This window comes from Rhodococcus sp. NPDC059969 (assembly GCF_042738325.1).
Classification (GTDB): Bacteria; Actinomycetota; Actinomycetes; order Mycobacteriales; family Mycobacteriaceae; genus Rhodococcus_F.
Genome location: NZ_JBHWUF010000018.1, coordinates 32,682 through 45,950, shown reverse-complemented (window position 1 = coordinate 45,950; position 13,269 = coordinate 32,682). Strand labels below are relative to the sequence as shown.

At 63.8% G+C, this 13,269-nt stretch carries 15 protein-coding genes and 1 tRNA gene; 8 read left to right on the top strand and 8 right to left on the bottom strand.

Annotation, left to right across the window (positions count from 1 at the left end; genetic code table 11):
* Positions 1-60 precede the first annotated feature (60 nt).
* The 3 genes from ACFWAD_RS29240 to ACFWAD_RS29230 are packed head-to-tail and all read right to left on the bottom strand — an operon-like array spanning position 61 to position 4,103.
* Positions 61-2,109: an ATP-dependent DNA helicase gene (locus tag ACFWAD_RS29240; RefSeq protein WP_019749155.1), complete on the bottom strand. Its 2,049-nt coding sequence runs from the start codon at positions 2,107-2,109 to the stop codon at positions 61-63.
* 9 nt (positions 2,110-2,118) lie between these two features.
* Positions 2,119-2,766: a nicotinamidase gene (locus ACFWAD_RS29235; protein ID WP_378550216.1), complete on the bottom strand. Its 648-nt coding sequence runs from the start codon at positions 2,764-2,766 to the stop codon at positions 2,119-2,121.
* Positions 2,763-4,103: a nicotinate phosphoribosyltransferase gene (locus ACFWAD_RS29230; protein ID WP_378550213.1), complete on the bottom strand. Its 1,341-nt coding sequence runs from the start codon at positions 4,101-4,103 to the stop codon at positions 2,763-2,765. Before ACFWAD_RS29230 ends, ACFWAD_RS29235 begins: the two co-directional genes overlap by 4 nt.
* Before the next feature lie 121 nt (positions 4,104-4,224).
* On the opposite strand from ACFWAD_RS29230, the gene clpS reads away from it, so the two are divergent.
* The 7 genes from clpS (at position 4,225) to rdgB (ending at position 9,302) form a co-directional block, all read left to right on the top strand.
* Entirely contained in the window at positions 4,225-4,536 is a 312-nt protein-coding gene (gene clpS, locus ACFWAD_RS29225) for an ATP-dependent Clp protease adapter ClpS (RefSeq protein WP_029255695.1), read from the top strand.
* A gap of 54 nt (positions 4,537-4,590) precedes the next feature.
* Positions 4,591-5,181 (top strand): DUF2017 domain-containing protein, encoded by a 591-nt coding sequence (locus ACFWAD_RS29220; RefSeq protein ID WP_378550210.1) that lies wholly within the window; start codon positions 4,591-4,593, stop codon positions 5,179-5,181.
* Positions 5,178-6,245: a P1 family peptidase gene (locus ACFWAD_RS29215; RefSeq protein ID WP_378550207.1), complete on the top strand. Its 1,068-nt coding sequence runs from the start codon at positions 5,178-5,180 to the stop codon at positions 6,243-6,245. The genes ACFWAD_RS29220 and ACFWAD_RS29215 overlap by 4 nt, the downstream gene beginning before the upstream one ends.
* Positions 6,246-6,336: 91 nt before the next feature.
* Complete coding sequence (locus tag ACFWAD_RS29210) at positions 6,337-6,996, top strand: rhomboid family intramembrane serine protease (protein ID WP_378550205.1); 660 nt, start codon at positions 6,337-6,339, stop codon at positions 6,994-6,996.
* Positions 6,997-7,093: 97 nt separating this feature from the next.
* Complete coding sequence (locus ACFWAD_RS29205; RefSeq protein ID WP_378449751.1) at positions 7,094-7,852, top strand: cyclic nucleotide-degrading phosphodiesterase; 759 nt, start codon at positions 7,094-7,096, stop codon at positions 7,850-7,852.
* A 52-nt stretch (positions 7,853-7,904) separates the two neighbouring features.
* Positions 7,905-8,690, top strand: a complete 786-nt coding sequence (gene rph / locus ACFWAD_RS29200) for a ribonuclease PH (protein ID WP_003945332.1) — start codon at positions 7,905-7,907, stop codon at positions 8,688-8,690.
* A 3-nt stretch (positions 8,691-8,693) separates the two neighbouring features.
* A complete protein-coding gene (gene rdgB / locus ACFWAD_RS29195) occupies positions 8,694-9,302 on the top strand; it encodes an RdgB/HAM1 family non-canonical purine NTP pyrophosphatase (protein ID WP_378550202.1) in 609 nt (202 codons plus the stop codon).
* Positions 9,303-9,365: 63 nt separating this feature from the next.
* Here the strand turns inward: rdgB and ACFWAD_RS29190 are convergent, their stop codons facing one another.
* From ACFWAD_RS29190 to ACFWAD_RS29180, 3 genes are all read right to left on the bottom strand, one after another.
* Entirely contained in the window at positions 9,366-9,746 is a 381-nt protein-coding gene (locus ACFWAD_RS29190) for a DUF3817 domain-containing protein (RefSeq protein ID WP_378550199.1), read from the bottom strand.
* Positions 9,743-10,150, bottom strand: a complete 408-nt coding sequence (locus ACFWAD_RS29185; protein WP_021333455.1) for a hypothetical protein — start codon at positions 10,148-10,150, stop codon at positions 9,743-9,745. The genes ACFWAD_RS29190 and ACFWAD_RS29185 overlap by 4 nt, the downstream gene beginning before the upstream one ends.
* A gap of 106 nt (positions 10,151-10,256) precedes the next feature.
* Complete coding sequence (locus ACFWAD_RS29180) at positions 10,257-11,234, bottom strand: phosphatidylserine/phosphatidylglycerophosphate/cardiolipin synthase family protein (RefSeq protein ID WP_378550196.1); 978 nt, start codon at positions 11,232-11,234, stop codon at positions 10,257-10,259.
* Between the two features lie 191 nt (positions 11,235-11,425).
* On the opposite strand from ACFWAD_RS29180, the gene ACFWAD_RS29175 reads away from it, so the two are divergent.
* Positions 11,426-12,145, top strand: a complete 720-nt coding sequence (locus ACFWAD_RS29175; RefSeq protein ID WP_378550193.1) for an aspartate/glutamate racemase family protein — start codon at positions 11,426-11,428, stop codon at positions 12,143-12,145.
* A gap of 47 nt (positions 12,146-12,192) precedes the next feature.
* On the opposite strand, the gene ACFWAD_RS29170 is transcribed toward ACFWAD_RS29175, so the two are convergent.
* Positions 12,193-12,274, bottom strand: a tRNA-Leu gene (locus ACFWAD_RS29170).
* 73 nt (positions 12,275-12,347) lie between these two features.
* On the bottom strand, positions 12,348-13,064 hold the full coding sequence (locus tag ACFWAD_RS29165) for a hypothetical protein (RefSeq protein ID WP_378550191.1): 717 nt from the start codon (positions 13,062-13,064) through the stop codon (positions 12,348-12,350).
* Positions 13,065-13,269 lie beyond the last annotated feature (205 nt).

The following is a 13,269-nucleotide window of genomic DNA, read 5'->3' as shown; positions in this document are numbered from 1 at the left end:
ATTCTGCCCCGGTCCGTTCGGTCGGTACCGGGGCAGAACTGTGCCCACGTGAAAACCGGGTCAGGGACGTGAGTCGCGGATGCGGGTGAGCGCTTTACGGACGACTTCGGGGTTGGTCGTCTCCCAGAACGGAGGCAGTGATGCGCGAAGGTAACCCGCGTATCTGGCCGTTGCCAGACGTGGATCGAGCACGGCCACCACGCCCTTGTCGTCGGTGCTGCGAAGCAGACGGCCCACGCCCTGTGCCAGGAGCAGTGCGGCGTGATTGGCCGAGACGCTGAGAAAGCCGTTACCGCCATGGGATTCGATAGCTTGCTGACGAGCCATCAACAGTGGATCGTCCGGGCGCGGGAACGGAATACGGTCCAAGATGACGAGGCTCAGCGAGGGCCCCGGGACGTCGACGCCCTGCCACAAGGACAGTGTGCCGAACAGCGACGTGGGTTCGTCCTTGGCAAATGCCTTGACGAGGGTGCCGGTGGCGTCGTCGCCCTGGCACAGGATGGGGGTGTCGAGGCGTTCCCGCATCGCCTCGGACGCCGCTTTCGCGGCGCGCATCGACGAGAACAAGCCGAGGGTGCGTCCGCCCGCAGCCTCGACAAGTTCGGCGATCTCGTCGAGATAGACCGGAGAGAGGCCGTCGCGGCCGGGGGTCGGCAGGTGCCGGGCAATGTAGATGATACCGGCCTTGGCGTGGTCGAACGGCGACCCGACGTCGAGTGAGTTCCAGCGGAAAGCCGAAGCGTCAGAAGGGGCTTCGGTGCCGATGGCGGTACCCGAATCGGGGCGCACCGACGATTCCGCGGGCAGACCCCAGTTGACGGCGAGCCCGTCGAACGATCCGCCGACGGTCAGTGTCGCGGAGGTGAGAACGACGGTCGATTCGGCGAACAGTCTCGAGCGCAGCAGACCGCCGACGGAAAGCGGAGCCATCCGGACCGAGCGCCGCACCGATCCGCGGAACTCGTCCGAGGACAGCCAGACGACGTCCTTTCGCTTGGCCGGGTCGGGTTCGTCGAAGGCTGTGAGGATGCGAACGGCGCTGTCGTGGACGTCGTCGACGGATGAGAGCGCGGCGTTGCGGGCGGCAGCCGCTTCGGGGTCTGCTGCTGCCATGCCAGGTTTGGCCGGGCCGATCGCCGTTCGTAGCGACCAGGCGGCGTCGCGGATTGCGGCCAGTGCGGGCGCCGCCCCGTCCGGGAGGCCTTCCCATCGACCTGGACGCAATTCCTCGAGGAGCCCCGCCCAACCCTCGCCGGCAGCTTCGAGTCGGTCGGCGTCCTGTTCTTCGGCGATCTTGCCGCAACGCCTGGCCGCCGCACTGATCGAAGAGGCGGTGAGATCGGCCGTCGCCACGCCCGTGACGCGGTCGACCAACTCGTGAGCTTCGTCGATCACCACGACGTCATGGTCGGGCAGGATCTGAATGCCGGTGATGGCGTCGATGGCGAGCAGTGCGTGGTTGGTGACGACGACGTCGGCCTTCGACGCCTCGACGCGGGCGCGCTCGGCGAAGCAGTCCTCACCGACGGGGCACTGGTTCTTGCCGATGCATTCGCGGGAGGTGACGCTGACCTGCCGCCACGCCTGATCGGACACACCTGGCACCAATTCGTCACGATCACCGGTTTCGGTGTCGGAGGACCATTCGGTGAGGCGGACAACCTCCCGGCCGAGACGCGAGACCGTGAACGGATCGAACAACTCGTCCTCGGGTGGCTGCTCGGACGCACCCGTGTGAATCTTGTTCATGCACAGGTAGTTGTTGCGGCCCTTGAGGATTGCGAACTCTGCGCGTCGGCCGAGTGGCTTTTTCAGGGCATCGGCGAGCCGTGGCAGGTCTCGATCGACGAGCTGACGCTGAAGCGCGATGGTAGCGGTGGACACGACGACGGTGCGCCCCGATTCGACCGCGTGGCGCAGGCTCGGAACGAGGTAGGCGAGTGACTTACCGGTACCGGTGCCGGCCTGAACGGCCAGATGCTCGCCCGTGTCGATCGAGTGCGCCACGGCCGACGCCATCGTCAGCTGGCTGGTTCGTTCGGCACCGCCGAGCGACCGCACCGCTGTCTGGAGCAGTTCGGGAACGTTCGGGAGTTGATCGGCCACCCACGAAGGTTAATGGATCCCTACGTCAGAAACGTCCACGGATGATTCCCGGGGTAGTTCCCCGGCAATCGAGTCTTCTTCCGACGCGGCCTCGTCTCGCCCGATCAGCTGCACTCCCGCCTCCCGCATCTGCACCAATGCCGACTCGATCGTGGCGGTCGACACACCAGCGGTGAAGGGGAGAAGGACTGTCGTGCCGAATCCTGCGCGCGCCGCATCGATGGCTGTGGCCTTGACGCAGTGATCGGTGGCAATGCCGATCACGTCGACGTCGGTGATCTCGTGGGCGCGGAGCCAGTCCTCGAGCGTCGTGCCGTCCTCGGCCGCTCCTTCGAAACCGGAGTAGGCCGCGCTGTAGGCGCCCTTGGAAAAGATCGCCGAACCGGCGACGGAGGCGTCGAATGCCGGATGGAACTCGGCGCCGGCCGTCCCGACGACGCAGTGAACCGGCCAACTGTCGACGAAGTCGGGAGTTTCGGAGAAATGTGCCCCAGGGTCGATGTGGAAATCGCGGGTCGCGACTACAGCGTCGTACTCGTGTGAGTTCACGAAATCGCTGACGGCTCCCGCAACCGCAGCACCGCCGTCGACTGCGAGGGCGCCACCTTCACAGAAATCGTTCTGAACGTCGACGACGATCAGCGCTTTAGCACTCACCGGTGCTCACCTCCGGAGAATCGAACGGGCACAGCCGAGTCTCCGCGTGAAAGCTTGAGCCCTTCCCACGGCAGGCTCACGAGCCCGGCTTTCAGAACTGCACGGCTCTCTTCGAGCGTGCGTGCATTCTCGACGACCTTGCCTTCCCGAACCAACGGGATCAACAGTTCGGTCGCGCCGTCCGCTTCGGAAACCGGTGACGGTGAGCCGGCGGGGTAGATGACTTCTTCGACGATCGTTCCGGTCGGGCGCACTACGCGCAGTGCTTTCTTGGCGCCGCCGCGAGATGCCTTGTTGGTACTTCTCTTCTCGACGGCAATCCCGTCGACCTCGACAAGTTTGTAGACCATGCCAGCGGTGGGGGCTCCTGATCCGGTGACCAGGGAAGTGCCGACGCCGTACGAGTCGACGGGTTCGGCGCGCAGGGCTGCGATTGCGTACTCGTCCAGGTCGCCGGAGACGACGATGCGAGTCTTGGTGGCCCCGAGGTCGTCGAGTTGTTGGCGTACCTGGCGAGCAAGGACGCCGAGGTCGCCGGAATCGATGCGCACTCCGCCCAGTTCGGGACCGGCAACGGCGACAGCCGTTTTCACACCCTCGGTGATGTCGTAGGTGTCGACCAACAACGTGGTGGACACGCCGAGAGCGGCGACCTGACCGCGGAATGCCGCCGCCTCGTCCGGACCGTCTTCGGTGGTGTGCAGCAGGGTGAAGGCGTGCGCACTCGTTCCCGCGCTGGGCACGTCGTGACGCCGCGCGGCTTCGAGGTTGGAGGTGGCGTCGAAACCGGCAATATACGCGGCACGTGAAGCGGCAACCGCTGCCTGTTCGTGTGTACGACGCGAGCCCATCTCGATCATTCGTCGACCGCCCGCTGCACTGACCATCCGGGCTGCGGCCGAAGCGATCGCGCTGTCGTGGTTGAGGATCGAGAGAATCAAGGTTTCGAGGATGACGCACTCGGCGAACGTTCCGCGGACCGAGAGGATCGGTGATCCGGGGAAGTAGAAGTCGCCCTCACGGTAGCCGTCGATGTCACCGGAGAATCGGTAGTTGCGCAGCCACTCGACGGTCGTGTCGTCGAGGAATTTCGCAACGATCGCCAGTTCCGGTTCACCGAATCGGAACTGCTCGAGCGCGTCGAGTAGGCGCTCGGTACCGGCGACGACGCCGTAGCGGCGGCCGTCGGGCAGCCGCCGTGCGAAGACCTCGAAACTGCAGTTGCGGAAGGCAGATCCGTCGGCGAGAGCCGCCGAGAGCATGGTGAGTTCGTACTGATCGGTGAGCAGTGCGGTGCTGGCACCGGCGTCGCGGATGTCGGAAATTTGCGTAGGCACGCACACAACTCTAGGCGCGAGACGACGTGGGTGGGTGTTGTCGCCTCTCGCCGCGCCGTACCCTGGATACATGGTTTTCGGCGGCGCGACCGTGTCCGACACTTACTCGGCGAACGTAACGATGAGAGGCGCTACGGCTTCCTCTCCTCAAGCCACGCCCGAGCAGTCGGAGGCTGTGGCGACCATCGAAGCCGCCGATCGGCCCTGGGTGACCATCGTCTGGGACGACCCGGTCAATCTCATGCACTACGTGACTTACGTGTTCCAGAAGCTGTTCGGCTACAGCAAAGCCAAGGCCACCGATCTGATGATGCAGGTTCATTCGGAGGGCAAGGCCGTGGTCTCGAGCGGTTCGCGAGACAAGATGGAGGCCGATGTGCGTCGCCTCCACGCGGCCGGTCTCTGGGCCACCATGCAACGCGACGACACCTGAGAACCATTATTTCGACCGAATTGTTCGCCCAACTCGTAGACGGGAGTCCGACGCGTGCGGACGTGGAGTAGGAAGAGTTCACTCGGCGGAGTGAAGTTCAAGTCCGAGATGGACGGTCACGAAGCGGCGGTTCTACGCTCCCTCGTGGAGTCGGTGACCGGGCTTCTCGACGAGCGTGCGTCTTCGGCGCCGCAAGACGAGCTCGCCGCGCTGACCGGCCTTCGGACCGGCAATTCCGAGACACCCGACAATCCGGTGTTGGCGCGGCTGCTTCCCGACTTCCAGCGCGCCGACCCGGACAAGGTCACCCCGAACAGTGACGATCTCGACGACGCGGGTGCCAATGTCAATGGTGCGCTGCGCAGTTTGCACGAGCCCGAGATCATCGACGCCAAACGCGAGTCCGCCCGTACGCTGTTGGCTTCGCTTCCCGAGGCCGGCGGCAAGGTCGTTCTCACGCAGGAACAGGCCGATGCCTGGTTGTCCTCGCTCAACGACGTCCGTCTCGCGCTCGGAACCAATCTCGGCATCGACGCCGACACCCCGGAGAGCCTCGAACCCGACGACCCGCGTGCCCCGCATCTCGACGTCTATCACTGGTTGACGTGGATGCAGGACTCCCTCGTCCAGGCGCTCATGCCATGACTACGACGCGGACCGGGCCCACTGATTCACTGACAGATGTCGCCGGCCTCGCAGTCGGCCATCACCACAAGCTCGACGATGGCGTCACCCTCGGAAGCGGCGCAGCCACCGGGTGCACAGTCGTGCTCGCGTCGGCCGGTGTGGTTGCCGGAGTCGACGTCCGGGGCGGCGGGCCTGGTACCCGAGAGACCGACCTTCTCGACCCGAGCCATTCGGTTCAGCAGGTCAACGCAGTGCTGTTGACCGGCGGTAGTGCCTACGGATTGGCCGCGGCCGACGGCGTGATGCGCTGGCTCGAGGAACACGATCACGGGATCGCGATGGGGGCTCCCGGTCAGGTGGTACCGATCGTCCCCGGCGCCGTGATCTTCGATCTGCCGGTGGGGGACTGGACCGTTCGTCCGACTGGAGACTTCGGATTCCTCGCTGCCGACACCGCTTCGCGCGAATTCGCCACGGGCACGGTCGGTGCCGGAGTAGGCGCGAGAGCCGGAGCGCTCAAGGGTGGGGTGGGAACGGCGAGCGTCGTGATCGCCGACGGCCCCGCCGAGGGCACGACGGTCTCCGCTGTGATCGTGGCGAACCCGGTGGGTTCGGTCTTCGACCCTCGAACAGGTTTGCCGTGGGGCGTCGGCTCGGACGGGGCGGAGTCGTTCGGCCTCAGGCGCCCCGACGCGTCCGAACTCGCGGCGGCCAATGCCGTTGCAGCCAAGGGCACCGTCCTCAACACCACGATCGGCGTCGTCGCCACCGACGCTGCCCTGACCAAAGCCGGGTGCCGACGCGTCGCTGTCGCCGGTCACGACGGTCTGGCGCGAGCGATTCGGCCCGCACATTCGCCGCTCGACGGCGACACGATCTTCGCGCTCGCCACCGGTGATCACACTCCGAATTCGGAGATCGCGGTTCCGGCCGCTTTCCCGAGCGATCTGCCGATACTCGACGCGGTGTGCGCGGCTTCGGCGCAGGTGGTCGAACGGGCGATCGTGAAGGCGATTCTGGACGCCACGTCGGTTGCCGGAATCCCGAGTTATCGCGAACTCTTTCCGTCCGCATTTCTCTAGGCATCGCTCCTGGAATCGGCGGTAACCTCGAATTGAGCCTGGTTGCAAGTGACCGATCAGAAAACCGGATCGACGGTGGAGGACGCACACGATGACGATGGATTTCAACAGTCCGGATTTCGGCACCCGAACGCCGGCACCGAAATCCGGTCCGCCTTCGGTGTGGAAACAGTCGGCCGTGTTGGTGGGCGGCTTCGCGATCATGCTCTACGTGATCGAGATCGTGGATGTCATCTCCGGTCAGAACGTCCAGAATGCCGGCATCACCCCGCGCACGCTCGACGGACTGTGGGGAATCCTGTTCGCCCCAGTGCTTCACGACGACTGGGGTCACCTGATCGCCAACACCATTCCGGTGCTGATCCTCGGATACCTCGTGCTGGTGTCGGGAATCGCGCGCGGACTCGCGGCTACCGGCATCATCTGGGTGATCGGCGGTGTCGGAACCTGGTTGTTCGCCGGTTCGAACTCGAATCACGTCGGTGCGTCCGTGCTGATCTTCGGCTGGGTGACCTACCTGTTGGTGCGCGGATTCTTCACGCGAAGTTTCACGCAGATCCTGATCGGTGTTGCTGTCTTCGTCGTGTACGGCGGAGTGCTGTGGGGCGTTCTGCCGAGCGATCCTCGAGTTTCCTGGCAGGGACATCTGTTCGGAGCGATCGGCGGCGTGGTGGCCGCGTGGGCACTGACGTCGGGGGAGAGGGCCAAGCGCTCAGGTTCGGCACCGGCCGTTCGACCACCCAGTTTCTGAACGGACGTGGGTCACACCCACACTGCGGTGTGACTTCGACGCGCCAAAACGACCAAGAGCTTTTTCCCAGACGGGTAGACGTGGCAGCATGACCGGTATGCGCATGACCGTCCTGGGGTGTTCCGGCAGCGTCACGGGTCCGGATTCACCGGCTTCGGGATACCTGCTCACGGCACCGGGAACTCCGCCGCTCGTGATCGACTTCGGCCCGGGCGTTCTGGGAGCGTTGCAGCGATACGCCGATCCGGGCGAAGTGACGATCCTGCTCTCGCACCTTCATGCGGACCACTGTCTCGACATGCCCGGCCTGCTCGTCTGGCGGCGCTATCACCCCAACCCGCCGGTTGGCCGCGCTCTGGTCTACGGCCCCACCGATACCGCCTGCCGCATCGGAGTGTCCTCCGCCGAGTGTGCCGGCGAGATGGACGACATCTCCGACACCATCGACGTCCGGCTCTGGGCCGAGAACGAGCCGGTGTCCTTCGGAGAACTGAGCGTCGTCGCGCGCCGGATGAATCACCCGCCCGAGGCTTACGGTTTCCGGATCACCGGCGCCGACGGCCGCGTGCTCGTCTATACCGGCGACACCGGCATGTGTGACAACGTCGTCGAACTCGCGCGCGATGCGGACGTGTTGCTCTCCGAAGCGTCGTGGACCGACAGTCCCGATCGGCCAGAGGGAGTCCATCTCTCCGGCAAGGAAGCCGGCCGAGTGGCCGCTCTCGCCGGCGTCAAGGAGCTTCTCCTCACGCACATCCCGCCGTGGACATCCCGTGAAGACGTGATCGCCGAAGCGAAATCCGAATTCTCCGGACCGGTCCATGCAGTCTCCGCCGGAAGCGTCTACGACATCTGATTCCCCTCACATTCGATGCAGCTCCGAGCGGGCGACCGCTAGGCTCACGAAGGTGACTACACGAGAAGACGGTAGGGCGGACGACGAGCTCCGCACGGTCAAGATCACCCGCGGGTTCACCAGTCATCCGGCCGGATCCGTTCTGGTCGAGTTCGGGAACACACGCGTCATGTGCACGGCCAGCGTCGAAGAGGGTGTTCCCCGCTGGCGCAAGGGTTCCGGTTTGGGTTGGCTGACAGCCGAATACGCGATGCTTCCCGCCGCCACGCACACACGTAGTGGCCGCGAATCGGTCAAGGGCAAGGTCGGCGGCCGCACTCAGGAGATCAGTCGACTCATCGGCCGATCACTTCGAGCGTGCATCGACCTCGCGGCAATCGGCGAGAACACCATCGCCCTCGACTGCGATGTCCTTCAAGCCGACGGCGGCACTCGCACCGCGGCAGTGACGGGGGCGTACGTGGCCCTGGTCGACGCCGTGACGTACCTGCGCGCTGCCGACCTGCTCTCCGACCCGCAGCCCATCTCGTGTGGCATAGCGGCCGTCAGCGTCGGCGTCGTGGACGGACGAGTGCGTCTGGATCTTCCGTACGAAGAGGATTCGCGTGCCGAGGTCGACATGAACGTCGTGGCCACCGATACCGGCACTCTGGTGGAAATCCAGGGAACCGGTGAGGGCGCCACGTTCCCACGCTCGACGCTGGACAAGCTGCTCGACTCCGCGCTCGCTGGTTGTGAGCAACTTTTCGAGATCCAGCGTCAGGCGTTGGCCGAGCCGTATCCCGGGGTGCTCCCCGAACCGAAGAATCCTGAACCCAAGAAGAAGTTCGGTGCCTGAGCTGTGAGCGTACGAGTATTGGTTGCAAGCCGAAACGCCAAGAAGCTGAAGGAACTTCACCGAGTTCTCGATGCCGCCGGAGTGAACGGAATCGAGCTGGTCGGGCTTGACGAGGTTCCGCCGTTCCCCGAGGCTCCCGAGACCGGCGCGACATTCGAGGAGAATGCGCTCGCCAAGGCGCGTGACGGCGCTACGGCAACCGGAATGCCGTGCATTGCAGACGATTCCGGTGTCGAGATCGATGCGCTGAACGGTATGCCGGGTGTGCTGTCCGCGCGGTGGTCGGGCACTCACGGAAACGACGGCGCGAACACCGCCCTGGTGCTGGCTCAGCTGGGAGACGTGCCAGACGAGCGGCGCGGCGCAGCCTTCGTCTCCGCCTGTGCACTCGTGATTCCTGGTGGCGACGAGATCGTGGTGCGCGGCGAATGGCGTGGGGTGATCGGCCGCGAACCGGCCGGAGACGGTGGCTTCGGATACGACCCCATCTTCCGTCCTGACGGTGACACCCGCTCTGCCGCAGAACTCACCCCGGCCGAGAAGGATGCGGCGTCACATCGGGGGAGAGCGCTCGTGCAGCTCGTTCCGGCGTTGGCCGCACTGGCCGGCTGATCCGAATCCGAAAAGTACAGCCCTGAACGCATCTGCGTTCAGGGCTGTACTTTGTCGAAACTCTCAGAGCTGGTAAGCCTGCTTCACCTGGGCGGTTCGCTTGTGCTCGAACACGAACGACAGGAACGGGATCGTGCCGGCCAGCGCGGTGGCAACCGTCGTACTGGGCTTCCACCGGGCCTTGATCGCGAGGTCGATCGTGAAGACCAGATAGAGCATGTAGAACAGACCGTGGATCTGGCCGATGTAAAACAACCACGCCGGTGCATCCGCAGAATTGTCCAGAATCAGGTACTTGTAGACCATCTCACCGGTCAGGAACAGCAGCCACAGACCCGTGATCCAGGCGAGAACGCGGTATCGGACGAGCGCCGACGCAACCTTCTTCTGCTTTTCTGCGTTGACTGCGGGGGTAGCGATGCTCGCTTCCGAACCGGTACTCACGTCGTGCTCCTATCGGACTCGCGAGCGGCGAGCTGCGCAAGGTAGTCGTTGTATTCGAGCATTTGGCGGGCTTCGGGATCGTCGACGTCGAGGTTCACATCGTCGAACTCGGCCTGCGGGCGTTGCGGCAAGAGGTCGGCGGGAATTTCACGCGGCTCCGCGGCGGCTTCCTCGGCTTCGGCCTCTTCCGGGTCCACGTCTTCGAGCTGAACGAACTTGCGGTACGCGTACACGACAAACGCCGCGAACAGCGGCCACTGGAACGCGTACCCGAGATTCTGTCCCGAGCCTCCGACGGCTTCGAAGCGCTCCCACTGCCACCAGCCGAGCGCGAGGCAGCCGGCGGCTGACACGATGACCAGCAGAATCAGCGCAGGTCGGCGTTTAGTAGCGTTCTTGGACACACTAAGACGGTACCTGAGAGCTATAGTGCCTCGCCCTGCGATCTCCGACACGGTGTCGTAGGGCGTTTCAAATCGTCGTGTCCGATACACATCGGAGGTCCTGGACTCACGTCACATCGATTTTCCACAGTGCGAAAAGCGATGATCGCAAAATGTCGCCTGTAACCTGACGGGGATGGTCGAGCCGTGGGTTGGATGCCCCGGTATCCCTCAGTCTTTGATTTGCTTCATCCGCTGGAATGGCCACGTCCGCAGTTCGGTAGGAGAGAACGAAACCGACGTCGCCGTTTCCTCCTGGAATGGGGATCGCATCTGACTTCACGACTGCTGGTGGGTGCAGCACAGTATCGATTCGACCTCGTGCGAGCGTGCGCGTATGAGCTAAGAACAAGACGTCGCCAAGTCTGAACGGAGCGGCACCCGTATACCGGTACCAGTCGAGCCAGTACTTTTCGCGAGGGCCGGTGCTGCTTCGCGCACGCACCTTACTCTGGCGGCGGATCTTCTTTTCGGCCTCGGACACCTTGTAAGCGGCGCTTTCGTCGAGAAAGACTCGGGTTATCGGTACTGGAAGAAATTCCGGTTCGGGTGTGGTCTGGCCGGCGACGCCGACAATATCGGCGCCCTGACCCTCATTCCAGACCTTGCGTGCGTGAACAAGGAAGTTAGCGTCGAGTTCCGTCGACTGAGCAATCAGGTTCATGACAAAGTCCCGAACCTGTTTGATCACTGACTTTTGATCAGTGATGATTGTCGCTTCATCCGCACGCTCGGAATTAGCTGAAGCGTTCGCTGATCCGACGACCGCGAAAAGTTCAGTAGCAATGACCTTCGCATGGAGCGTGCCCACCGAGACGACACGCACACCACGTTCTATGAACTCCTCGATGGCATCTGGGGAAGTGGCGTGTGCGCGAATAGAACGGTCTGAGGCGTTCACCACCAGAACATCTCGTGATTTCAGAGGTAAAAGGCGCGGCGCATCTACGCCGAGGTAGGCCACTGCGACGTACCGGGGGCCGCGAGTCTTGACGGCTTTAGTTATTTCCGGCCAAGGGTTCGGCCCAAGGAATTTCGTAGTCATAGCTGTGATCTAACTGCATTCAGTTGGATTAGCGTGAGATTTGCGACTCATCAATGCAATTTTCGGTGATCTGGACGATGGACTTGTTGTGCGCTATGCCCATCCTCACCAGCAACGCCAGGCACTGACCACATTCTCCCGGCGGTGATGCATCGATAACCTCGGGCATATCCGACAACAGGGGAGTGTTCATGCACATCAGAGTGATTCGTCCGGTCATCGACACCACACTCACGCCTGCTGTGACAGCCGAGGTGGAGCACTGGGCAGCGCCCGGTACGACGGTCGACGTCGTTTCGCTGCGCTCCGGCACGGCGAGCATCGAGAGTGAGTACGACGAGGCCCTTGCCGGTCCCGGGATCGTGCAGAGGGTCGAAGAAGCGGCAGTCGACGGCGTGGACGGTGTGTTCATCACATGTTTCGCCGATCCCGGAGTGCATGCCGCCCGCGAGATCATCGACGCACCGGTGGTCGGCGGCTTCGAGCCGTCATTTCTGACAGCGATGAGTCTGGGCGATCGGGTCGGTGTCGTGACCATCTTGCCGAACGTCGTGCCGATGCTCCGATCGCTCACTCGGCGGTACGGGTTGGACAATCGGCTGGGCAGTATTCGAGTCGTGGACATGCCGGTGCTCGGACTAACCGATCGCGAGGTGCTGATCGATCGACTGGCCGATCAGGCGTCTGCAGCAGTGGAGAACGGCGAGGCCGACTCCGTCGTTCTCGGTTGCACCGGCATGCTCGGTGTAACCGGCGCGGTCCGAGACAGGCTGCATGGCAAAGGGGTTCATGTTCCGGTGGTGGATCCGACGGCAGCGGCGATCACGTGGTTGGAGAGCTCGGTCCGTCTGGGGCTGACGCCTAGTCGGACGACGTACATGACTCCACCGGACAAGGATCGAAAGCGCTGAGAACTGGAAAGGCCCCGCCGGATCAGATCCGGCGGGGCTCTTCGTTGTGCGCGAGGGGGGACTTGAACCCCCACGTCCTGAGACACTGGAACCTAAATCCAGCGCGTCTGCCAATTCCGCCACTCGCGCGCGGAATTCAAAGGATACGCGAGTGGAATCGCTCGCGGGAACACCACCCTGGTCGGGATGCGCCCGCCTGCTCTCAGGCCGATTCGGCCAGTGGATCCGCTGCCGGCGGGGTGGTGGTTTTCTTCGACCGGCGCGGTTGCTCAGCCGTGCGTTGATACCGCCACGCAGCGTGGGTGAGTGTCCGAACATCGACGTCGAGGTGTTCCGACACCGCAACAAGCAATTCGGCTGCGTCGGTGCTCGACAACAATTCCTCGCTGCTGCTCGCCTCGGTGGCGAACCGTGCAAGCAGATCTATCGAGGTTGCGGTCAACTTCCCGGACAGGAACACCAGCGTCTCGAAGGTCCTCGGGCCGAGGCCCGGAACGGAGACGACTGCCGAGCGGAGGCTTTCGGTGTCCTCGACGTCGGCACTGGACCGGCAACCGGCGTCGACGAGCGCCTTGGCTGCGCGAGCGACACCTTCGGCCTTGGTGGAGTAGTTGCCCGGCACGCGCTGGCGATTGCCGAGAACCGTTGCGAGTTCGTCGCCACGGTCGTTGAAGGCGGCGAGAGCGGACAAGTTGTCGAGATGTTCGCCGGCCTCCACCGACCGGTGCGTGCGCCAACGGTCGACGACAGCGCGGACTCCGGTCTTCGGCGTTCCGTACGCGGCGCGTGACGAGAAGATCGCGTCGAGAAGGGCCGCTTCGGACTCGAGCGGCCAGCCTTGATTCCAGTGCGGCCACGCCTCGCGCGGAAGTTCGGCGCCGATGAATTCGACGGCTCTGACTACGTCTGTGTCTTCCATGATTTCTCCCCCCGAGAAGTTGTCCTGTGTGGACGCGCTGAACGTAGCGAGGGGGTCCGACAGATTGTGGCCGCAAACGCACGGGATCGACCGTCCGTCAAGGAGGTCACGAATTGGTAACAATAAATATGAGGGGTTCCTCAGGTTTCTGAAAATCCCGGTAACAGTCCCAGGCAGGGCGTTCGCGACCTACTCGCGAGTCACT